Genomic DNA, 21,375 nt, shown 5'->3' on the forward strand with positions numbered 1-21,375 from the left:
TGCGAGAGCCTGTGCCTGGCTGTTAGCGCAACTAAGCGGCATTTTTTTGTATTCTACGGTATACAAGGCGGCTCATTCCCCTTGAATGCAACTACAGCTTGATGCAGATAACGTGCCAAGCGAACCCTTTTCTCAAGCATCTGCAAGGGAGCCAACCATGCCCATCACCGTCGGCCAGGATACTTCGAGCACGCGCAAGTCGCTCGACGTCAACGGCAAGTCCTATGCCTATTATTCCATTCCCGCGGCCGAAGCCGCCGGTCTTGGCGAATTTTCCAAGCTTCCCGCCGCGCTCAAGGTCGTGCTTGAGAACATGCTGCGCTTCGAGGACGGCAAGACCGTTTCCGTCGATGACATCAAGGCGTTCTCCGACTGGGGCAAGAACGGCGGCAAGGGCGATCGCGAACTCGCCTACCGGCCAGCCCGGGTGCTGATGCAGGACTTCACCGGCGTTCCCGCCGTGGTCGACCTGGCCGCCATGCGCGACGGCATCAAGGCCCTTGGCGGCGATGCGCAAAAGATCAATCCGCTGAACCCGGTCGATCTGGTCATCGACCATTCGGTCATGATCGACGAATTCGGCAACCCACGCGCGTTCCAGATGAACGTCGACCGCGAATACGAGCGCAACATCGAGCGTTACGAATTCCTCAAGTGGGGCCAGTCGGCATTCAACAACTTCCGCGTTGTCCCCCCCGGCACGGGCATCTGCCACCAGGTGAACCTGGAATATCTGGCCCAGACCGTCTGGACCGACGCGGATCAGGACGGCGTCGAAGTCGCCTACCCCGATACGCTTGTGGGCACCGACAGCCACACCACCATGGTCAACGGCGCTGCCGTTCTGGGCTGGGGCGTGGGCGGCATCGAAGCCGAGGCCGCGATGCTGGGCCAGCCGATTTCGATGCTCATCCCCGAAGTCGTCGGCTTCAAGCTGACCGGCGAGATGATGGAAGGCACCACCGGCACCGACCTCGTGCTCAAGGTCGTGGAGATGCTGCGTGAAAAGGGCGTGGTCGGCAAGTTCGTCGAATTCTACGGCCCCGGCCTCGACAACCTGCCGCTGGCGCAGCGCGCCACCATCGCCAACATGGCGCCCGAATACGGCGCGACCTGTGGCTTCTTCCCGATCGACGCGGAAACCATCCGTTACCTCGAACAGTCGGGCCGCGAAAAGGACCGCATCGCGCTGGTCGAAGCCTATGCCAAGGCCAACGGCATGTGGCGCACCCCGGATTACGCGCCCGTCTATACCGACACGCTGTCGCTGGACATGAAAACCATCGTTCCGGCCATTTCCGGCCCCAAGCGTCCGCAGGATTACATCACGCTGGACGCCGCCGCCCCGGCTTTCGCCAAGTTCGTCGAAGGTCAGCGGTCCGGCAAGGACGCCTCGGCCAGTTCCGAAGTCCGCTGGGAAGGTGAAGGCGGCGCGCCCGAACCGACCGAGATTCCCGGCGATGAAGGTCACCACAACAAGGGCTGGTATCAGACCGACGAAGGCCCCTACCAGTTGCATGACGGGTCCATCGTGATCGCGTCGATCACCTCCTGCACCAACACGTCGAACCCCTATGTGATGATCGGCGCCGGGCTTGTGGCCCGCAAGGCACGCGCGCTTGGTCTGAACCGCAAGCCCTGGGTGAAAACCTCGCTCGCGCCCGGCTCGCAGGTCGTGTCCGACTACCTTGAGGCCGCCAACCTGCAAGAGGATCTGGACGCCATCGGCTTCAACCTCGTGGGCTATGGCTGCACCACCTGTATCGGCAACTCCGGCCCGCTGGACGCGCCGATCAGCAAGGCGATCAACGATTACGACCTGATCGCCACCTCGGTGCTGTCGGGCAACCGCAACTTCGAAGGCCGGATTTCGCCGGACGTACGCGCCAACTACCTCGCCTCGCCGCCGCTCGTGGTGGCCTATGCGCTGGTGGGCGACATGAACGTCGACATCACCACCGAACCGCTGGGCAAGGACAAGGACGGCAACGACGTTTTCCTGAAAGACATCTGGCCGTCTAACGCCGAAATCGCCGAGCTGGTCGAAAAGACCGTCACCCGCGAATCCTTCCAGTCGAAATATGCCGACGTGTTCAAGGGTGACGAGAAATGGCAGGCCGTCGAGGTCAAGGGTGGCGAAACATACAGCTGGCCCGCCACCTCGACCTATGTACAGAACCCACCGTATTTCCAGGGCATGTCCAGGGATCCGGGCGTCATCACCAATATCGAGAACGCGCATGTTCTGGCGGTTCTCGGAGACATGATCACCACCGACCACATCTCGCCCGCCGGCTCGTTCAAGGAAAGCACGCCCGCCGGGCAGTACCTGATCGAACGCCAGGTCCCGGTGCGCGAATTCAACTCGTACGGGTCGCGTCGCGGTAACCACGAGGTGATGATGCGCGGTACCTTCGCCAACATCCGCATCAAGAACGAGATGCTGGACGGGGTCGAAGGCGGCTACACGCTGGACCCGAACGGCAATCAGGCGTCGATCTACGACGCGGCGATGGCCTATCAGGAACAGGGCACGCCGCTGGTGATTTTCGGCGGTGAACTGTACGGCGCGGGGTCCTCGCGTGACTGGGCGGCCAAGGGCACGGCGCTTCTGGGCGTCAAGGCTGTGATCGCCGAAAGTTTCGAGCGTATCCACCGGTCGAACCTGGTGGGCATGGGCGTCATCCCATTCGAATTCACCGGGGCGGACACGCGTGAGACGCTGAAGCTGACCGGCAAGGAAACCGTGTCGATCACCGGACTTGACGATGTGAAGCCCGGCCAGATGACCCCGTGCGTGATCACCTATGCGGATGGCGCGACCAGGGAAATCACCCTCAAGTGCCGCATCGATACCGCGATCGAACGCGAATACGTCGAACATGGCGGCGTTCTGCACTATGTGCTGCGCGACCTCGCCAAGTCGTAACGCCACAGCGACAAGACAGGAAAAGACCCGCCAGAGCGATCTGGCGGGTCTTTTTATCTGTCGGCGACGCTCAACCGCGCCCCAGCTCATCCTTCAGCGTCGGCAGCGTGTCTCCGGGCGCGGGCGTTGCCTCCCACACCGCCCGCGCGATGGCCCGCGACAGGCACAGGCTCGCCGCGTGACCAATTCCCGCAAGTTGCGCCCCCGGCGCATCAAGCGCGCGCGCGCCGGTTGACGCGGCAAACACCAGATCGCCATCCATCGGAGAATGCGCCGGCAGAATCGCCCGCCCGATGCCGTCATGAGCGGCCACCGCCATGCGGTGACACTGCGCCTTGTCCAACGCCGCATCGGTCGCCACCACCGCGATGGTGGTGTTGCCCAGCCCCGCCATGGCGGACACCTTGCGCGAGGCCGGCAAGTGGATCGACGGCACCGGATCCACGCCCAGCCCGCCGAACTCGCCCTCAATCTCAAACGGTGCCGCCCAGAAATGCCGCCCCGACGGCGTGGTCACGCTGCCCATCGGGTTCACCGCCACCAACGCCCCCACGGTCACTCCATCGTCCAGCACAAGGCTCGCCGACCCAAGCCCGCCCTTGTGCATCGCCGTCTGGGCGCCGCAGCCCGCGCCGACGCTGCCAAGCGCAAAACGATCGCCTGCCGCCCCGAACGCGGCCTGCCCCAGCGCCGGATATGGCGAAACGACCCAGCCCTTGTCCCCACCATTCAACAAATCGAACAGAATCGCCGCGGGCACGATCGGCACCCGCGCCGACAGCACCGAAAATCCGCGCCCCGCCGCGTGAAGCGACTCCATGACCCCCTGCGCCGCAGCCAGGCCAAAGGCGCTGCCCCCGGACAAGACCAGCGCATCGACGCCGGGCGCGCTTTTGTCCGGTGCCAGCAAATCCGTCTCACGCGTGCCGGGAGCGCCGCCCATTACCGCAACCGATGCCGCAAGCGGGGCATCTGCGGTCACCACGGTGACGCCGGATTTCAGCACCGCGTCCTCGGCGTTCCCGACCCGCAGGCCGTTGACATCGGTGATCAGGTTCCTGGGTCCGGGCCGCATGCTACCTCTCCATCAAGCTGCCCCGAACCTCGCCCGCGCCGACGCGGCGCGCAACCCCGCCCTTCATCTTGCCCGATAAACTCCGGGGGGCCGAAGGCGGGGGCAGCGCCCCCTGCCCGCTCGGGATTATGCGGAAATGCTCGGCCCGGTCTGGACCGGCGCGGCGAGGCACCCCGGCACTGTCATGACCGTCGAATACCGGCCGTGCATCGTCACCAAGGGTGGCCTTGCGCCATTCCCTGGCATGGAACACGACCGCCGCGTCGCACGCCCTTCCGTCAAGCGTCGCGAACCTGTCGCGGCGGCGGACGTGCAAGGCGCGGCGCCGCGTCGAGCAGCAACTTGGTATACCAATGTTGCGGAGCAGCGAAAACCGATGCGGTCGGCCCCTGCTCGACGATCTTGCCCGCCTTCATCACCAGCAGCCGGTCTGTCACACCCCGCACCACCGAAAGGTCATGGCTGATAAACAGCGACGTCAGGCCGTGCCGGGTGGTCAGTTCTGCGATCAGATCCAGAATACGCGCCCGCACCCGGACATCCAGCGCCGACACCGCCTCGTCAAAAATCACCAGCTCGGGGCGGATGATCAGCGCGCGGGCGATGGCGATGCGCTGGCGTTGACCGCCGGAAAAGGCATGGATGTGGCGGCGCGCATCTTCGGGCGACAGCCCGACCTCGGTCAGAGCCCGCGCGATGGCGTCCTGCAGGGGGGCGTCCTGCGGTGGCGCTGCCAGGTGGAACGGTTCGGACACCAGCCGCCCGACGCGATGGCGCGGATTGAAGCTGCCATAGGGGTCCTGAAACACCGCCTGCATCCGGCGGCGGGTCGGCGGGGTGCCCACGGGCTGCCCATCCAACACGATGGTGCCGCCCTGCAACGGCTCCAGCCCCAGAATGGCACGGGTCAGGGTGGATTTCCCGCATCCGGATTCGCCCACCAGGCCGACGCGTTCGCCCTTGGCGATCGTCAGGCTGACGCCATCCACGGCACGGATCTCAGGGGCGCGGCGCAGGCCGACGCGGCGGCCGGGATAGCTGCGGACGACGTCGCGCGCCACAAGAAGCGGCCCCCCCGGCACCGGGGGGGCCAGGTGCGGGCGGTGGAAGGACGCGTCCAGCAGCGCCTGCGTGTAGGGGTGACATCGCTGGCGCAGAACCTCGGCGGTGGCACCGGTTTCGACGATGGTGCCCTCTTTCATCACCGCGATCCGGTCGGCGTGTTGCGCCACCACCGCAAGATCATGGGTGATGAGCAACATCCCCATGCCGTCGTCCTTCACCAGCCGGTCCAGAAGGTCAAGGATCTGCGCTTGCGTGGTGACATCCAGCGCCGTGGTCGGCTCGTCCGCGATCAGCAGCTTGGGCCGCATGGCGATGGCCATGGCGATGACCACGCGCTGACGCTGCCCGCCCGACAATTCGTGCGGGTAGCGCGAGGGCGGAATCCGCGCCGGGTCCAGCCCGGTGCGGGCCAGCAGCTGTGCCGCGCCGTGGTGCGCCGCCGCGCGGCGCATGGCACCGTGAATGCGCAGGGTTTCTGCCACCTGGTCGCCGATGCGGTGAAACGGGTTGAGCGCGGTCATCGGTTCCTGAAACACCATGCCGATGTCGCGGCCCCGGCGGGCGTTCATGGCGCGGTCCGGCAGCGGCAACAGGTCTTGCCCGCTCAGCGCGATGCTGCCCGTGGCGGTCGCCGCATCCGGCAGCAGGCCCATGGTCGCAAGTGCGGTCATGGATTTCCCCGAGCCGGATTCGCCGGTCAGCGCGAGGATCTCACCTGGGTCGAGGGTCAGGGCGACATTGTCGAGGATCTGTTTCGACCCGATGCGCAGCGACAGGGCCGCGATGTCCAAAAGAGGCGCCGCCGCCAGCGAATCGCGGTTCTGCCCGGTGTGTTTCCCGCCCGAAGTGTCCATCAGGTCGCTCCTGGCCCCAGCCGAGGATCGAGCCGGTCGCGCAGCCCGTCCCCCAGCAGGTTCAGGCCAAGCACTGTCAGCACGATGGCGGCCCCCGGAATGATCGCCACATGAGGCGCGAGCGCCACCATGGTCTGGGCATCCGCAAGCATCCTGCCCCAGGACGGGACGGGCGGCTGTGCGCCCAGGCCGACATAGGACAGCCCCGCCTCGGCCAGGATTCCAAGCGAAAACTGGATCGTCCCCTGCACGACCAGCAGATTCAACACGTTGGGCAGGATATGTTCGGCGCTGATGCGCGGGGCGGTCTTGCCGGCGGTGCGGGCCGCAAGAATGAAATCGCGCCGCCACAGCGGCAGCGCCGCTCCGCGTGTCATCCGGGCAAAGACGGGAATGTTGAAGATGCCGATGGCAAGGATGGCGTTCACCGCGCCCGGACCCAGGATCGCCGTCAGCAGGATGGCAATGACAAGGCTGGGAAAGGCGAAAACGAGGTCGTTCAGACGCATGATGACCTCATCCAGCGCCCCGCCGTGACGGGCGGCGGCGGCAAGGCCCAGCGGCACGCCCGCTCCCATGCCGATGCCCACCGCCACCAGCGCCACCGCCAGCGACGTGCGCGCGCCGGTCATGATCATGCTCAGCATGTCGCGGCCCAGATGATCGGTGCCAAGCCAATGCGGCGCCGACGGCGGCTGCAACCGCGCGGGGATGTTCACGGTGGTGACATCCCCCGGAGTCCAGATGAACGATGCCAGCGCGGCGGCGATCATCAGCGCACTCAGCAGCGCGCCAAGGGCAAGCGTTTTCATTGCGCCCTCAGCCGGGGATCGGCGGCGACATAGGCCAGATCGGTCAGCAGGTTGACCACGATCACCGCGAACACCAGCAGCATCGTCACCGATTCCACCACGATCAGGTCGCGCTGGGTGATCGCCTGAAAGATCAGCCGCCCGAGGCCCGGCAGAAAGAACACCTGCTCGATGATGATCGCCCCCGCCAGCAGGAACGAGAATTGCAGCCCGAGAATCGTCAGCACAGGGATCAGCGCCGCCCGCAGCCCGTGCCGCCACAGCGTCTGGCGGCGCGACAGGCCCTTGGCGCGGGCGGTGCGGATGAAGTCTTCGGCAAGGATATCGATGAGCGATGACCGCAGCACCCGCGCCAGGATCGCGGCCTGCGGCAAGGCCAGCGCCACCGCCGGAAGCGTCAGCGATTTCAGCGCCAGAAGCGGGTCGGACCAGCCGGGAAAGCCGCCCGCGCTGAACCAGCGCAGCTTCAGCGCGAACAGCAGGACCAGCAGCATGGCGAACCAGAAATTCGGCACCGCGATGCCCAGTTGCGTGGCCCCGACAACCGACAGATCCGCCAGGCGCCCCCGATGCGTGGCGGCAATGATCCCGGCGGGCAGCGCAATCAGCACCGACAGCCCCAGGGCATAAAGCGCCAGCGGCAGCGACACCTGCGCCCGTTCGGCGACCATCTGCGCCACCGGCGCACGATAGGTGTAGGACAGACCCAGATCGCCCCGCAGCATGCCGCCGACCCAGGCGAAATATCGCTGCAGCGGCGGCTGATCCAGCCCCAGTTCGACGCGCAGCGCCGCCACCGTGTCGGGCCGCGCGTTCATCCCCAGCATGAAGCTGGCCGGGTCGCCCGGCGCCACCTCGATCACCACAAAGATCACCACGGATGCAGCTGCAAGGCTCAGGGTCAGAATGACCAGCCGCCGGATCAGATATGCCGCCATCCTAGCGCACGATCGTTTCAAGCGGGTCGTAGCTGACGCCGACACCCCAGGCCGCATTGCCAAGGCTATCGGGTTTGTGCCGCAGGCCCGCCAGCTCGGCACGGCTGAAAAAACGCCGTTCGGTGACGACGCCTTCGGGGTCCTGCCAGTCGTCGGACACCGCCCCGCCCACCAGGGTGCAGCGAAAGAACAGTTCGACCTGATGAAATCCGCGCGTGGGGTCGTGAAATTCATTGACCAGGGCGATGTCGCCGACCGCGATGTCCAGCCCGGTTTCCTCGTGCAGCTCGCGCCGCAGGTTGTCGGGCAGCGACCTGCCCTTTTCTACGCCACCGCCGGGCGCGCACCACAGGTCGCTGACCCCGCCCGGATAGGCGTTGACCAGCAGCAGGCGATCCTGATGCAAAAGCAGCGCGCGGGTGGCAAGGCGGGGAAAGCTCATGACACGAATCTTTGCACCTTTAACGGGGCGGCGGAAGGGCTTATTCCCACCCCCAGCCACAGGAGACCGAAGATGATCGCGCTTGGATTCGAAGGCGCCCGCGTGATGCGCCATGACGGGTGGGACGATGGCCCCCTTGCCATGGCGCAGGGACGGATCGTTGACGGCGATGCCCCCCGCGTGGATCTGTCGGGCTACGACATCCTGCCGGGAATCGTCGATATCCATGGCGACGGATTCGAACGCCACATGGCGCCCCGTCGCGGCGCGCTGCGCGAACGCGCATCCGGGATCGTCGCCTGCGCCGCCGAGCTGGCCGCCAATGGCATCACCACCGCGATGCTGGCGCAGTTCTGGTCTTGGGAAGGTGGCATGCGCGGGCCTGAATTCGCAACAGAGGTTTTCGCCTCGGTCCAGGCGGTCGCACCGACGGTGCCGGTGGATCTGCGCCTGCAATTGCGGCTGGAGACGCATTTTCTGGACAGTTTCGCGGACGCCGAGGCGGCGATTGACCGATGGGGTATCCGTCAGGTGGTGTTCAACGATCACCTGCAGCACGACCGGATCGCGGCGGGGCGCAAGCCGCAACGCCTGACCGGACAGGCGCTGAAATCCGGCCGCTCGCCCGAGGCGCATCTGGCGATGATGACCGCGCTGCACGACCGGCGCGCCGAAGTGCCCGCGGCGCTGGATGCGATCTGTGCGCGGCTTGCGGCCAAGGGCGTGAACCTTGGCAGCCATGATGACCGCACCGCAAACGACCGCGCGATCTGGCGCGCGCGCGGGGCCCGTTTGTCGGAGTTTCCCGAAACCGCCGCAGCCGCCCGCGCCGCGGGCGGCGCCGGGGACGGTATCGTGCTGGGGGCGCCGAACGTGGTGCGCGGCGCGTCGCATGCGGGCAACATCGCCGCAGCGGATCTGATTGCCGCAGGGCTGTGCGACGCGCTCGCCTCGGATTACCACTACCCCGCCCCTGCCCGCGCCGCGTGGCGCTGCGTCGAACTGGGGCTGCTGAGCGAAGCGGCGGCGTGGCGGCTGATCTCGGATGGTCCGGCCCGGCTGCTTGGCCTGCACGACCGGGGCCGCATCGCGCCCGGTCTCAGGGCCGATCTCGCGATCCTCGATCGCCGCACAAGACGGGTCGCCGCGACGATCGCGGGCGGCCGGATCGCCTGGATGTCAGGCGACATCGCATCCCGTTTCATTGCGCGCGGCTGACGGACCTCGCGCAATGAAACGGCTCAGGCCGGGCAAGGCGAGTCCGCGCTCACTTGCACCGTTTCTCGGCATCCTCGATCGCGGCGGTGAACCCCATCAACGAGAACGTGTCCTTGGTCTGCGTGCCCCGCGCCGATCGCGCGGTCAGCACCGCATCCGTGCCGGACCGCATCGCCGTGATGAGCTTGGCGTCGTCCGCCGGGCTTGCGGGCCAGGCCCATTCGCCCTCGACATAAAGCTCGAACTGATTGCCGCTGACGTTGGCGTTCACCGTCGATCCGGGCGCAAACGGATAACCCCCGGTAAAGGCGACCTGCCCGGTCACGTTGGCGCCGGGGCGATAGAACACCATCAAAAGAATGTCGCCGCGCCGCACCGATACCACGCGCCCGTCCTTGGAGTTGACGCTTTCCTTGTAGGTGGTCACCGCCCAGCATTCACGCGGGTCGTTGCCTTCGAACACCGACCAGTCGGTGATCGCGTTCACGCGGTTTTGGCTCTCTTCCTGCGCCGGAGCCGTCGTTGCGATCGCAATCGCCGCGGCCCCGATCATCGAACCGAGAAATGCCTTCATGTCCTGCAGCCTCCAGCTGTCTTATTGCCTTGCGTTCGGCGTCGCGTCACGGCCCCTGATCCGGCGGACCGGAGCACGATCTCCGGAAGCTTTGGGCACACGACAAATTTCTACTCGACGGCGGCAGAATAGCCTGAAAAACACATGGTCATAAAGCCCCCGTTGGCAAGATATCGCTTAGATGTGAGGACCCGCCATGCCCCGCCCCGCCGTTCCCATGGTCGACGTCATCCGCGGGCCCTTTGCGGAAAGCGCGCACAGCGGTCACGCGGTGCTGTGCGACGACACCGGCGCGATTGTTCAGGCCTGGGGCGATGCCGATGCGGTGATCCTGCCGCGCAGCTCGGCCAAGATGATCCAGGCGTTGCCGCTGGTCGCCTCCGGCGCTGCCGACGCGCATCGCCTCGGCCCGCAGCGACTGGCGCTGTCCTGCGCATCGCACGAAGGCGCGCCCGTGCATGTGGCAGCGGTGAACGCCTGGCTGGCGGACCTTGGGTTGGGCGATGACGACCTGATCTGCGGCCCGCAGCCATCCCGCGACAAGGCGCTGAAACTGCAAATGATCCGAAACTACGAAAGCCCCTGCCGCGTCCACAACAACTGTTCAGGCAAACACGCGGGCTTTCTCACGCTGACCCGCCACCTGAAGGCCGGCGCCGACTACGTGGACCCCGCCCATCCGGTGCAGGTCGCCATCAAGGAGGCGTTCGAATCGGTCACCGGCGCGCCCTCGCCCGGCTTCGGGATTGACGGATGTTCGGCGCCGAACCTTGCGACCACGATGCATGGCATGGCGCGCGCCATGGCGTTTTATGCGTCGGCCCATACCCGCAACGATGCGCTGTCCCGCGCCGCCGCCGCGCTGACCGACGCCATGATCGCGCATCCGCTGCTGGTCGCCGGCGAAGGGCGCGCCTGCACCCGGCTGATGCGCGCGGCCCGCGAGCGCGTCGCCATCAAGACCGGCGCCGAGGGCTATTTCGTCGCCATCCTGCCGGACCGTAGACAGGGCCTTGCGCTCAAGATCACCGATGGCGCGACCCGAGCGTCCGATTGTGCCGTGGCGGCAATCCTGGTGCAGCTTGGTGTGCTTGATGCCGCTCACCCCGATGTCAAACGCTCGCTCAACCCGGATGTCCACAACTTCGCGGGCCTGACGACCGGCGAAATCCGCCCCGCCACGACCTTCCCCTGACGCGCGCGGTCAGACGAATTCTGACCTGGCGTACCCCTGCAAATAGAGCAGCGCCGAAAGATCGCCGCGGTTGATCCGCAGACCGCACTGGGCCTGCACCGACGGCTTGGCATGCAGCGCCACGCCCATGCCCGCGCGGGTCAGCATGTCCAGATCGTTCGCGCCGTCGCCCACCGCGATCACATCGGTCGGTGTGATCCCGAGCCGTGCGGTGATCTCTTCGAGCGCCTGCACCTTGGCCGCGCGCCCCAAAATCGGACGCGCGACCTCGCCGGTCAGATGACCGTTTTCGACAAGCAGCCTGTTGGCGCGGTTTTCGTCGAACCCGACCAGGTCGGCGACCCGCGCGGTGAACGCGGTAAAGCCGCCCGACACCAGCGCCGCATAGGCCCCCCCCTGTTTCATCGTGGCCAGCAACGCCGGCCCGCCGGGCATCAGGGTAATGCGGTCGGCCAGCACCGTGTCGATCACGGCTTCGGGCAGCCCGCGCAACAGCCCTACCCGTTCGGTCAACGCGCCTTCGAAATCCAGCTCGCCGTTCATGGCGCGGGCCGTGATGTCCTTGACCCGCGCGCCGACCCCGGCCTCATCCGCCAGTTCGTCGATGCATTCCTGCTGGATCATCGTCGAATCCATATCCGCCAGCAGCATCTTCTTGCGGCGCCCCGCGGCGGGCAGCAGGTTCAGGTCGGCCCGATCGGCAACCGAGGCGCGCAGATCGTCAAGGTTCTGCGGCGCTACCGCAACCGGAAATTCCGCCGCTTCGCCGGGCGAAAGCCAGACGATGTCGCCCCCCCCAAGCCCGTTGCAAAGCGCCAGGACCAGCGCGCTGTCCAGCGTGTCCGGCCGGGCGATAAGTGAGACGATGTGCATGGCGGGCTCCTATCCGGGGTGCGGGGCGCTTCTGGCATGCGCGGTGCGGCATTTCCAGCCCCGCTGTTGCCCCGGCTGGCGCTGTGGGGGACCGCCCCCCACACCTCTGGAATATTCAAGGCAGCAAGAAACACCGGCGCGGCGTCTAGCGTTCAGTGAGTTTCAGCTCGATCCGTCGATTCTGCGCGCGCGCCTGAGGCGTGTCGGCCGGGTCGACCGGCTGGTATTGCCCGAACCCGTTGGCAGCCAGCCGTGACGGCGGAAAGCCCAGGTGATCCGTAAGGTAGCGCACCACCGAAAGCGCACGGGCCTGGCTGAGTTCCCAGTTGTCGCCATAGCGCCCGCTGCCGCTGAGCGGAATGTTGTCGGTGTGGCCATCCACCCGCAGGATCCAGTCGATGCCTTCGGGGATGTCGTTCATCACGCCGCGCAGGATGCCCGCGATCTTGGCGATTTCGCGTTCGCCGGCCGGTGACAGGTTGGCGGCGCCGGGGTCGAAGAGCACTTCGGAGGAAAACACGAAGCGGTCGCCTTCGATACGAATGCCCTGCTGGTCACCCAACACATCGCGCAGCCGCCCGAAGAATTCCGAGCGATAGCGTTCAAGATCCTTGGCCTGTTCTTCCAGCCGCCGGCGTTCGGCCTCTTCAAGCTGGCGACGGCGGCGTTCTTCGGCGGCAACGCGCGCCAGAGCCGCGTTCAGGTCCTGCCCGAGATTTTGCACCTGTACCTGGCTGGCCACGTCGCGCTGTTTCGCGTCGTCCAGCAGCGATTGCAATTGACCGAGCTGGGCGCGCAGCGCCGAAACCTGCTGGTTGAGCAATTCTGTCTGACGTTCCGCCGCCCCGGCGCGCGCTTCGGTGTCGGACAGCTCATCGCGAGCGACGCTGAGCAGGGCGGCCTGCTTTTCAGCCTCGGACAGCCGGTCGCGCAGGGTGTCGGCGTTTTCGGCGTTGGCGCGGGCGGTGTCGAGTTCGGCGGCAAGATCCTGCCGGGCGGCACGGGCGGCAGCAAGCAGCGTCAGCGTTTCCTCGGCCTCGCGGCGTTTATCTTCCAGCGCCAGCGTCATCGCGGTCAGTTCGGTGTCGGCGTTTTCCAGGCGTTTGCGCAGGGCAGAGGCGGCTTCGGCTTCGGCGAGGCGCGCGGCCTCTTCGTCGCTGAGCGACTGTTCAAGCGTATCGACCCGATCCGACAACCCGCCGATACGCGCGCTCTGGTCGGCGTTCTTGGCGCGCAGGTCTTCGGTCAGGGCCTCCAGCGCCTCGCGACGCGCGGCGGCAAGGCGCGCGGCCTCTTGCGCCGCGTCGATTTCCGACCGGCTGGCGGCCAGCGCAAGGTTCAGCGCGTCGCGTTCCGACAGCGCCTGCGCGCGCGCCGCGTCAAGACTGTCGCGATCCGCCGCAAGCGCGGCGATTTCATCGTTGGCGTCGGCTTGCTGGGCCAGCAGCGCCGCCACGCGATCTTCAAACCCGGCAATGCGCCCCTGCGCATCGACCAGGTCGGCCGCCTGTCGGTCGCGGGTTTGGCTCAGTTGCGAAATCAGCCCAAGCTGTTCTGCCATCCGGGTCTGCGCATCGGCCAGCGTGGTTTCCAGTTCTCCGACCTGAGTGTCAAGCTGCCGGTTGCGGCGTTGCGCCAGCCCCAGCGCCTGACTGAGGTCGGACAGTTCGGACGACAGCGTATCAAGCTGGCTTTCCTGCCCCGAAATCGTGTCCGACAACATCGACTGGATGACCATGAAGATGGTCAGCACGAACATCAGCACCAGCAGCAAGCCGGTCATCGCATCGACAAAGCCGGGCCAGATGTTGGCCTGAAGCCGTGCACCGGTGCGTCGCGACAAGGCCATGGGTCAGCCGCCGTCCCGTGGCGGGCGTTGTGGGCGTGCGGGGGCGGCGGGCCAGGGCTGGCCAAGCTTGGCGATGGTCCGGTTGAGATGCGCCAGATCGGTGCGCAGTTCGGCCATGGTTTCCTGCCGCCCCGCCGAGATTTCCTCGAGCAGCCGCAGCATCTGCACGTCGATGGACCGCAGGCGCATCCGGCTTTCGGCATCGAACCCGTCGGCGGTTTCGCGATCCGAAATCGCCTCGACCAGCCGTTCCTGCCCCTCGGCGATGCGGGCCAGCGAATTGGACGACGGCGCGGTGGCCTCCAGCCGTTCGGTCATGCGCTCCAGCGAATCCGCCAGCTGGCCAAGGCGTGCATCGACCTCGGCCTGCCCGTCTTGCGAGCGCGAGAACATCAGCGTCAGGCGTTCCAACTGGTCGGTCATCTGGTCCAGCACATGGGCCACGACATCGGTGCTGCCGCCTTCCCCATCGCCGGAAAAGCTGAGCCGGGTGATCGAGCTGAGCCATTCTTCCAGTTCACGGTAAAAACGGTTCTGCCCGTGACCGGCGAACAGTTCCAGCAAGCCCACGATCAGCGACCCCGCAAGGCCCAGCAGCGACGAGGCAAAGGCCACGCCCATCCCGCCAAGCTGGCTTTCCAGTCCCGTCATCAGCCGGGCGAACGTGTCCATGTTGCTTTCGCCCTCGGACGGGGCGAGACCGCGAATGGTGTCGACAAGCGCGGGCACGGTGGTCGCAAGCCCGTAGAACGTGCCCAGCAGCCCAAGGAAGATCAGCAGGGACACAAGATAGCGCGTGATCTCGCGCGCCTCGTCGATCCGCGTGGCAACCGAGTCGAGGATCGAGCGGGTCGATGTGGTGGTGATCTGCATCCGCGTGTCGCGCCGCCGCAGTAAGGCGGCAAGCGGGGCCAGCAGCCGGGGTGGCGTGGCGCCGACATCCTGTCCGGACGCAAAGCGTTCGATCCAGCGCACCGACTGGATCAGTTGCACCACCTGCCAGAAGCAGGCCACCACGCCGATCCCGAAGACAAAGGCGATGAACCCGTTCAGATAGGGATTCGACTCGAATACGGGCAGGACTCGGGGCAAGGCAAGCACCCCGCCCGCCGCGCAAAGGCCCACAGCCAAAAGCATGAGCGCAGTCTGGCGGAAGGGCTGGCTGAAATGCGGCTCGGCCTCGAAGTCGGGCTTGTCCATATCGCGTCCGGGTCGCCTTGTGAGAAACTGTCTTGCTTGACGCGAGTCTAAGGCGACATCCCTGTCAAGCCAAGCGGTTATCCGTCAGATCGCGCACACGGTCACGCAACCAGTGCAGTTCGGCATCGGGAATGCCGATCTGATCCAGATGGGCCGAGGTGTTTTCCAGATATTGCCGGTTCGGCCCCATGCCGCCGCTGGCGCGCGCGATGATTTCGGCCTGTTCTTCCAGCGGCAGACCGCCGCAATACTGCACATGGTCCGGGTCGATCACATAGGTAACCGCCTCGATCCTGCGCCCGTCGCGCAGGTCAACCCGCAAGCGCATTTCCAGATAGGCCGAAGACACAAGTTCACGCTCGCGCAGGTAGGCAAGCGTCGCCTCCTCGGTGCCCGGCGCGGCCCTCAGGGCAAGCCCCTTGCACAACGCACCGGGACTTTCATCCAGCGCAAGAACGAGGCCGGGGGCGGCAATTGATCCGCGATGATGGATCGAGCGCATGCAAAAGCTGCGGTGATAGTCGGGCAGAATGGCATGAACGCCCTCCGCGACATCAAAGCCGGGATTCCACAAAAGCGAGCCATAACCGAAGACCCAGAGCGGCATGCGTTTTCCTTTCACCTTTGGGGCTGTAAACACCATGCAAGATCGTCATGAAAGGGGCTTGCCCGTGAAACGCCTTGTTGTCGTCATCCTCGTCGCCGCGCTCGCCTGGTCCGGCGCCTGGTTCTGGCAGGCCCACGCCCAGAGAAAGGCGATCGACGCCTGGGCCGCTGAACTGGACGCACGCGGAATCGCGGTCACCTGGGACGACCTTGTGATTCGCGGCTTTCCCAACCGGCTGGACAGCACCTTCACGGGGTTTGCCAGCAGCGACCCACAGAACGATCTGAAGATCGAAGCGCCGGTGGTGCAGGTGCTGTCGATGATCTGGAACCGCGACCATGTCATCGCCGCCCTGCCCCGCGGCGCGGGCCTGACCCGTAACGGCAAGAGCTATGCGCTTGACGGAGAAGGCATTCGCGCGAGCCTGGTGCGCCACGGCACTGTGCTGCAACGGGTCCATGTCGAGGCGACGGTGCTTAATCTGTCGGGCGAGATCTCGGTCGCGATGTCGGGCGTCACCGGGGCGGTGACGCTGGCCGACGGTGAAACGGCCTACCGCGTCGCGTTCAACGCCGACGATTTCGCCTTGTCGGCGCCAACCGGGCGCGGGGCCTTGCGGCTGGACGCCACGGTCGACCTTGCCGAGAGCGCAGCGGCGCCGCACATGGCTGTCCAGAACGTGACCGCGATTCGCCTGACGCGGATGGAACTGGAACTGGGGCCGCTGACGCTTGCCGCGGCCGGCACGGTGGATGTGGATGCGGACGGCCTGCTTGACGGCGCTGTCAGCGTCCGGGCCGACAACCTGTCCGAAGCCATTGCGGCCGAACGCGCTGCGGGGGGCGGCGCGCCGAGAATGCTCCTGGCGATAGAGCAGGCGGTGTCCCTGTTTTCGGGGCTTTCTGGCCGAAAAGACGGCATCGAGGCCACCTTCGAGTTTCGCGGCGGCAAAACCTGGGTCGGCATTCTGCCCATCGGGCCTGCCCCACACCTGAGGTAAGCGCCAAAGAAAATTCGTACGAATTTTCTTGATCCCGGTTCAGCGCACTGCGCGCCGCCACGGAGCCCAAGATTTTTCGTACGAAAAATCTTGGGTGGTGCAGCACGGCTTGCGCAACCTGTCGATCTTGGAAACACTGCCTCCATGACTGACCTGCTTTCCCAACGCATCGAAGCGAAACGTGGCGACCTTGTCGCGCTGACGCAATGCCTGATCCGTATTCCCACGCTCAACCCACCCGGTCAGCATTACCATGACATCTGCGAACTGCTGCGGACCCGCCTTTCGCCAACTGGTTTCGCATGCGAGTTGATCCGTGCCACAGGAGCGCCCGGTGACAGCGACCGCTATCCCCGCTGGAACCTGATCGCCCGGCGCGAGGGCACCCGCCCCGGCGAATGTGTGCATTTCAACAGCCATCACGACGTGGTCGAGGTCGGCGCGGGCTGGACCCGTGCGCCCTTTGGCGGCGCACTTGAGGGCGACCGGATCTATGGCCGGGGGGCCTGTGACATGAAAGGCGGTCTTGCAGCTTCGGTCATTGCCGCCGAAGCCTTCGTCGAACAACATCCTGATTATGCCGGCGCAATCGAAATCAGTGCCACGGCGGACGAAGAATCCGGCGGCTACGGCGGAGTCGCCCATCTTGCCGGGCTGGGGTATTTCTCGCCCGATCGGGTGCAGCACGTCATCATTCCCGAACCGCTTGACAAGACCCGCATCTGCCTTGGCCATCGCGGCGGCTGGTGGGCCGAAATCGAGACGAAGGGCGAAATCGCCCATGGCTCCATGCCGTTCCTGGGTGATTGCGCGGTGCGGCACATGGGGGCGGTGCTTCAGGCGTTCGAAGACCGGCTCTATCCCGCAATGGCCACCCGCCACACCGACATGCCCGTCGTGCCCGAAGGCGCCCGCCAGTCGACCATGAACATCAACGCCATCCACGGCGGCCAGCCGGAAAACCCGCCCGGTTTCGACGGCCTGCCCGCGCATTGTGTGCCCGACAGCTGCCGCATCACCATCGACCGGCGTTTTCTGGTCGAGGAAACCGCGGACGGTGTGCGCGACGAGGTCATTGCCCTGCTTGACGACCTGAAACACCGCCGCGCCAATTTCAACTATGAGATCCGCGAATTGAACCGCGTCGTCCCGTCAATGACCGACAGGGACGCACCCGTGGTGACCACCGTCGCAAGCGCTATCCGCGAGATGCTGGGCACCGACCCGACCTATGTCGCCTCTCCCGGAAGCTACGACCAAAAGCACATCGACCGCATCGGCAAGCTGAAAAATTGCATCGCTTACGGTCCCGGCGTGCTGGAGCTGGCGCATAAGCCCGACGAATGGGTCGGGGTTACCGATATGATCGACAGCGCCCGCGTGATGGGGCGCAGCCTTGAGAAACTGCTGCTGCCGTGACGCGGGAACGCGGCCTCAGGCAGGCGCCCGTTCATCGACAGGCACGACATCGACCATATGGCGCGTGTCGTGCCCGCCCTCGGACCGCAACGAGCCCTTGGAGGGCGCCACGTCGGAATAGTCCCGGCCAAAGCCCACGATGACGTGATCCAGCCCCGCACGGATCGCGTTGGTGGGGTCGAATTCGACCCAGCCCGCATCGGTGCCGCACCAGGCGCGCACCCAGGCGTGCATGGCGTCGGCGCCTTCCAGCCGGGGTTGGCCCTCGGGGGGAAGCGTGCGCAGAAACCCCGACACATAGCCCGCCGGGATGCCGATTTCCCGCAAGGCGGTGATCATCACCTGGCTGATGTCCTGACACACGCCGCGTCTGGCGCGAAACGCGTCGATGGGCGTGGTCGTAACCTCGGTCGCGCCTGAATCGAAGTCGAACAGCGTGTTCAGCGCAAGGCTGAGCGCCTCGGCCGCCTCCAGCGTCGACATCGAGTCTGACACGCACTCACGCGCAAAGGCCGCGATTTCCGGTTCGTGCCGCAACCGGGGCGAGGCTCCGAGAAAATGGTGCGGACTGGTGGGTGCGATGCTGTTGATCTGCGCGATCTCACGCGGCAGGGCGCGCAAGCCACAGGACAGGTCCAGCCCATCGCCGGGGGCGTGGCGCAGCACGCGGCCCTCGAATTGGAAATCGACCTCGGACAGGCGCGCCTCGTGGGCGACCTCGACCGTTGGATTGCCAAAGAAGTCAATGTCATCCAGTCGGTAGTCCGGCGCCGGGTCGGACGTTACAACGCCGGACAGAAGCTGCTGCTGGCCCGCGATGTTGCGCGGCAGGATTCGCAGCAAGGTGCGCTGCGCCGCCGCCGGGCTGTCGTAGCTGTAGGCGATGCGAAGCCGGATGTCGTAGATTTGCGACATGGGTCTGTCCTCAGCTCAGGTATTGCGCCGTAAGCGCCTCGGAGATCGCGGCCAGCTCGCGCCGGATGCGCACCAGCCTGCGGGTCGAGATCTGTTCGGGTTCGGACACTGCAAGCATGGTCTGCATCATCAGGATACGCCGCGTCGCCTCGCCCACGCGCGGACGTGAGCTGACGGCGGCAAGCTGTTCTTCTTCCTCGCGCAGCCGGTCGATCTGAAACAGGATCGAGCGCGGGTTGTCGCGGTCAAGCGCCAGCATGTCGATCACCGTCTCGCGAGAACTTTCAATGGTATAGCGGCGCCGGTGGGTCATCACGCTGTCGCCGACCTCAACCGCCGCGTCCAGCCCGCCAGCCGGCGTTTCGGCATCCGCCAGCGCCGCCAGAACCGCGGCCATGTGATCGGCGCGTTCCAGCGCCCGGCCCAGCGTCAGGAACCGCCAGCCCAGAAAGCGGAACATGTTTTCGTGCACCAGCCCCGAAAACCCGGCCGTCTTGCGCAGCAGCACCGACATGGCGTGGGCCGCATCGTCGCCGTGATGCACGCGTTCGGCCAGCCGACCGGCGGACCCGGCCAGGTCGTTCAGCGCGTTCCAGCCATCGGTGGAAAATCGGTCGCGCACCTTGCTGGCGCAGATCACCGCCGCGTCGAGCTGGCCCAGCAGATGCGTCGGGATCGGTTCTTCGGGATCGTGTCCGAACGTGCTCAGGAAATCGCCCAGCGCGGACACCAGCGGCACGGTGCGCGTGCCGTGTTCTTCCAACCGCAAATGCCAGGCGCGCAGCACCCGCATCGCGCCTTCGGCACGTTCCACATAGCGGCCGAGCCAGAACAGGTTGTCCGCCGCTCGCGCCGGAAGCAAGCCGGGCTGGCGACGCAGGAACGGGCCCGCCGGTGCCCTGGCGAGCGTGTCCGCCGGTTTGGCGGTTTTCGACATGACCCAGACGTCGGCCACCGACCCTCCGGCCTGCATCGCCAGCGCCGTCGGATCGCCACCGCGCCCGATGCGGGCATAGCCGCCGGGCATGACCTCCCAGCCGTTTTCGGTTCGGGTGGCGAACACCCGCACCACCATGGGGCGCGGCCTGAGCATGCCGTCGATCATCGCCGGGGTGGTGGACAGCGTCACCGCCTCTTGCCCGACCAGCCGCGCGCCTTCGCGCTGGATCCATTCGGTCACCGGACCCTGCGCGCTGTCGCGAAACTTGCCGCCCAACGCGGTGGTGCGGTCGATGTCAAACGGCAGCTTGGTCGACAGGGCCGAACCGATCATCATCCGTTCAAGGTTTTCCAGCACATAGGCGCGCTCGGATTCCTGCCCGCACCACCATGTCGCGATATTGGACAGCTTCAGCGGCTCGCCCATCAGGTGCTCGCAGATGCCGGGCAGGAACGCCATCAGCGCGCGCGCTTCCAGCACGCCCGAGCCAAGGCAGTTGACCATATCCATGGCCCCTGCCCGCAGCGCCGCAACCATCCCCGGCGTGCCCAGAGCCGAGGTTTCATCCAGTTCCAGCGGATCGGCAAAACGCGAGTCCAGCCGCCGCCACAGCACCGAAACCGGTTTGGGGCCATTGATCGTGCGCACCGACAGCTTGCCGTCCTGCACCTTGAGATCCTCGCATTCCAGCAGAAGGAATCCAAGATAGCGCGCGATATAGGCGTGTTCGTAATAGGTGTCGGTGTGCTGGCCCGGCGTCAGGATCGCCACCCGCCCGTCCGCCGGCCCGCGCAGACCAAGCATCGCATCGCGAAAGCTGCGGAAAAAGCCCGCCAGCCGCGCGACTCCGCTTTTGGGAAAATGATCGTGGAACACCCGGCTGGAGGCCATGCGGTTTTCCAGCGCGAACCCCGACCCCGACGGGGCCTGCGCGCGGTCCCCCAGCACGAACCACGACCCATCGGGCGAGCGGCCGATCTCGAACGCCAGAAAATGCAGGAAATGTTTCGATCGCGGCTTGATGCCGACGACGGGCCGCAGCCATTCAGGGTTCTGCGCGATCAGGTCGGCGGGCAGAAAGCCATCCCTGACAAGTTCGGCCTTGCCATAAAGGTCGGCCATCACCCGTTCGAGCAGTTCGGCGCGCTGCGCGATACCCGCCGCCAGCCCGTCCCATTCGTTTTCCGAAATCACCACCGGCAGATGGCTCAGCGGCCAGCTGCGCACGGTGGATTCCGCGCCCGAATACTGGCGGAAATAGACGCCGGTGTCGTGCAGGTACTGGTCGCCGCGCGCAAAGGCGCGGGCCAGTTGTTCGGGGCTCTTGCCCGCGACGTAGCGCATCAGCGGCTCCCAGACGGGACGCATGGTCCCGTCGGGGCGCTTCAGCTCATCGGCGACACCCGGAAGCGGGTCATAGCCCGAAAGGAAGCGCGACAGCGCATCGGGGGTGCCAGCCTTGTTCACCTG

The 21,375-nt window shown here is 66.1% G+C and carries 17 protein-coding genes; 5 read left to right on the forward strand and 12 right to left on the reverse strand.

Annotation, left to right across the window (positions count from 1 at the left end; genetic code table 11):
• Positions 1-157: 157 nt before the first annotated feature.
• Entirely contained in the window at positions 158-2,929 is a 2,772-nt protein-coding gene (gene acnA, locus ATI53_RS02540) for an aconitate hydratase AcnA (protein ID WP_111549669.1), read from the forward strand.
• A gap of 70 nt (positions 2,930-2,999) precedes the next feature.
• Here the strand turns inward: acnA and ATI53_RS02545 are convergent, their stop codons facing one another.
• From ATI53_RS02545 to ATI53_RS02565, 5 genes are all read right to left on the reverse strand, one after another.
• Positions 3,000-4,004, reverse strand: a complete 1,005-nt coding sequence (locus ATI53_RS02545) for a P1 family peptidase (protein WP_111549670.1) — start codon at positions 4,002-4,004, stop codon at positions 3,000-3,002.
• A 278-nt stretch (positions 4,005-4,282) separates the two neighbouring features.
• The gene (locus ATI53_RS02550) at positions 4,283-5,923 is read right to left on the reverse strand and encodes an ABC transporter ATP-binding protein (protein ID WP_111549671.1); all 1,641 of its coding nucleotides are present in this window, start codon (positions 5,921-5,923) and stop codon (positions 4,283-4,285) included.
• On the reverse strand, positions 5,923-6,735 hold the full coding sequence (locus ATI53_RS02555; protein WP_009507163.1) for an ABC transporter permease: 813 nt from the start codon (positions 6,733-6,735) through the stop codon (positions 5,923-5,925). Before ATI53_RS02555 ends, ATI53_RS02550 begins: the two co-directional genes overlap by 1 nt.
• Positions 6,732-7,673, reverse strand: a complete 942-nt coding sequence (locus ATI53_RS02560) for an ABC transporter permease (RefSeq protein ID WP_009507162.1) — start codon at positions 7,671-7,673, stop codon at positions 6,732-6,734. Before ATI53_RS02560 ends, ATI53_RS02555 begins: the two co-directional genes overlap by 4 nt.
• A 1-nt stretch (position 7,674) precedes the next feature.
• Complete coding sequence (locus tag ATI53_RS02565; protein ID WP_009507161.1) at positions 7,675-8,115, reverse strand: NUDIX domain-containing protein; 441 nt, start codon at positions 8,113-8,115, stop codon at positions 7,675-7,677.
• A gap of 72 nt (positions 8,116-8,187) precedes the next feature.
• On the opposite strand from ATI53_RS02565, the gene ATI53_RS02570 reads away from it, so the two are divergent.
• Positions 8,188-9,333: an alpha-D-ribose 1-methylphosphonate 5-triphosphate diphosphatase gene (locus tag ATI53_RS02570; protein WP_111549672.1), complete on the forward strand. Its 1,146-nt coding sequence runs from the start codon at positions 8,188-8,190 to the stop codon at positions 9,331-9,333.
• 49 nt (positions 9,334-9,382) lie between these two features.
• On the opposite strand, the gene ATI53_RS02575 is transcribed toward ATI53_RS02570, so the two are convergent.
• Positions 9,383-9,907 carry an invasion associated locus B family protein gene (locus tag ATI53_RS02575; protein WP_009507159.1) on the reverse strand — a complete coding sequence of 175 codons (525 nt, stop codon included), beginning with the start codon at positions 9,905-9,907 and terminating at the stop codon, positions 9,383-9,385.
• Between the two features lie 196 nt (positions 9,908-10,103).
• On the opposite strand from ATI53_RS02575, the gene ATI53_RS02580 reads away from it, so the two are divergent.
• Positions 10,104-11,102, forward strand: coding sequence for an asparaginase (locus ATI53_RS02580; protein WP_009507158.1), 999 nt, complete (start codon positions 10,104-10,106; stop codon positions 11,100-11,102).
• 9 nt (positions 11,103-11,111) lie between these two features.
• On the opposite strand, the gene serB is transcribed toward ATI53_RS02580, so the two are convergent.
• The 4 genes from serB to ATI53_RS02600 form a co-directional block, all read right to left on the reverse strand.
• Positions 11,112-11,975: a phosphoserine phosphatase SerB gene (gene serB / locus ATI53_RS02585; protein WP_111549673.1), complete on the reverse strand. Its 864-nt coding sequence runs from the start codon at positions 11,973-11,975 to the stop codon at positions 11,112-11,114.
• 145 nt (positions 11,976-12,120) lie between these two features.
• Positions 12,121-13,824, reverse strand: a complete 1,704-nt coding sequence (locus ATI53_RS02590) for a peptidoglycan -binding protein (protein ID WP_111549674.1) — start codon at positions 13,822-13,824, stop codon at positions 12,121-12,123.
• Between the two features lie 3 nt (positions 13,825-13,827).
• Positions 13,828-15,024 (reverse strand): hypothetical protein, encoded by a 1,197-nt coding sequence (locus tag ATI53_RS02595; protein WP_009507153.1) that lies wholly within the window; start codon positions 15,022-15,024, stop codon positions 13,828-13,830.
• 64 nt (positions 15,025-15,088) lie between these two features.
• Positions 15,089-15,631, reverse strand: coding sequence for a gamma-glutamylcyclotransferase (locus ATI53_RS02600; protein ID WP_009507151.1), 543 nt, complete (start codon positions 15,629-15,631; stop codon positions 15,089-15,091).
• Between the two features lie 64 nt (positions 15,632-15,695).
• Here ATI53_RS02600 and ATI53_RS02605 point away from each other — a divergent pair, with 64 nt between their 5' ends.
• A complete protein-coding gene (locus ATI53_RS02605) occupies positions 15,696-16,631 on the forward strand; it encodes a DUF2125 domain-containing protein (protein WP_170134514.1) in 936 nt (311 codons plus the stop codon).
• 144 nt (positions 16,632-16,775) lie between these two features.
• Entirely contained in the window at positions 16,776-18,050 is a 1,275-nt protein-coding gene (locus tag ATI53_RS02610; RefSeq protein WP_009507148.1) for an acetylornithine deacetylase/succinyl-diaminopimelate desuccinylase family protein, read from the forward strand.
• A gap of 15 nt (positions 18,051-18,065) precedes the next feature.
• On the opposite strand, the gene ATI53_RS02615 is transcribed toward ATI53_RS02610, so the two are convergent.
• Both ATI53_RS02615 and ATI53_RS02620 read right to left on the reverse strand, forming a co-directional pair.
• Entirely contained in the window at positions 18,066-18,965 is a 900-nt protein-coding gene (locus ATI53_RS02615; protein ID WP_009507146.1) for a transglutaminase family protein, read from the reverse strand.
• Between the two features lie 10 nt (positions 18,966-18,975).
• On the reverse strand, positions 18,976-21,372 hold the full coding sequence (locus ATI53_RS02620; protein ID WP_111549676.1) for a circularly permuted type 2 ATP-grasp protein: 2,397 nt from the start codon (positions 21,370-21,372) through the stop codon (positions 18,976-18,978).
• Positions 21,373-21,375: the final 3 nt, after the last annotated feature.

This window comes from Salipiger aestuarii (genome assembly GCF_003259905.1).
Classification (GTDB): Bacteria; Pseudomonadota; Alphaproteobacteria; order Rhodobacterales; family Rhodobacteraceae; genus Salipiger; species Salipiger aestuarii.

Bases quoted from the DNA above. Each gene is read 5' to 3' on its own strand.
- acnA (WP_111549669.1), top strand. From the start codon at position 158: ATGCCCATCACCGTCGGCCAGGATACTTCGAGCACGCGCAAGTCGCTC.
- ATI53_RS02545 (WP_111549670.1), bottom strand. From the start codon at position 4,004: ATGCGGCCCGGACCCAGGAACCTGATCACCGATGTCAACGGCCTGCGG.
- ATI53_RS02550 (WP_111549671.1), bottom strand. From the start codon at position 5,923: ATGGACACTTCGGGCGGGAAACACACCGGGCAGAACCGCGATTCGCTG.
- ATI53_RS02555 (WP_009507163.1), bottom strand. From the start codon at position 6,735: ATGAAAACGCTTGCCCTTGGCGCGCTGCTGAGTGCGCTGATGATCGCC.
- ATI53_RS02560 (WP_009507162.1), bottom strand. From the start codon at position 7,673: ATGGCGGCATATCTGATCCGGCGGCTGGTCATTCTGACCCTGAGCCTT.
- ATI53_RS02565 (WP_009507161.1), bottom strand. From the start codon at position 8,115: ATGAGCTTTCCCCGCCTTGCCACCCGCGCGCTGCTTTTGCATCAGGAT.
- ATI53_RS02570 (WP_111549672.1), top strand. From the start codon at position 8,188: ATGATCGCGCTTGGATTCGAAGGCGCCCGCGTGATGCGCCATGACGGG.
- ATI53_RS02575 (WP_009507159.1), bottom strand. From the start codon at position 9,907: ATGAAGGCATTTCTCGGTTCGATGATCGGGGCCGCGGCGATTGCGATC.
- ATI53_RS02580 (WP_009507158.1), top strand. From the start codon at position 10,104: ATGCCCCGCCCCGCCGTTCCCATGGTCGACGTCATCCGCGGGCCCTTT.
- serB (WP_111549673.1), bottom strand. From the start codon at position 11,975: ATGCACATCGTCTCACTTATCGCCCGGCCGGACACGCTGGACAGCGCG.
- ATI53_RS02590 (WP_111549674.1), bottom strand. From the start codon at position 13,824: ATGGCCTTGTCGCGACGCACCGGTGCACGGCTTCAGGCCAACATCTGG.
- ATI53_RS02595 (WP_009507153.1), bottom strand. From the start codon at position 15,024: ATGGACAAGCCCGACTTCGAGGCCGAGCCGCATTTCAGCCAGCCCTTC.
- ATI53_RS02600 (WP_009507151.1), bottom strand. From the start codon at position 15,631: ATGCCGCTCTGGGTCTTCGGTTATGGCTCGCTTTTGTGGAATCCCGGC.
- ATI53_RS02610 (WP_009507148.1), top strand. From the start codon at position 16,776: ATGACTGACCTGCTTTCCCAACGCATCGAAGCGAAACGTGGCGACCTT.
- ATI53_RS02615 (WP_009507146.1), bottom strand. From the start codon at position 18,965: ATGTCGCAAATCTACGACATCCGGCTTCGCATCGCCTACAGCTACGAC.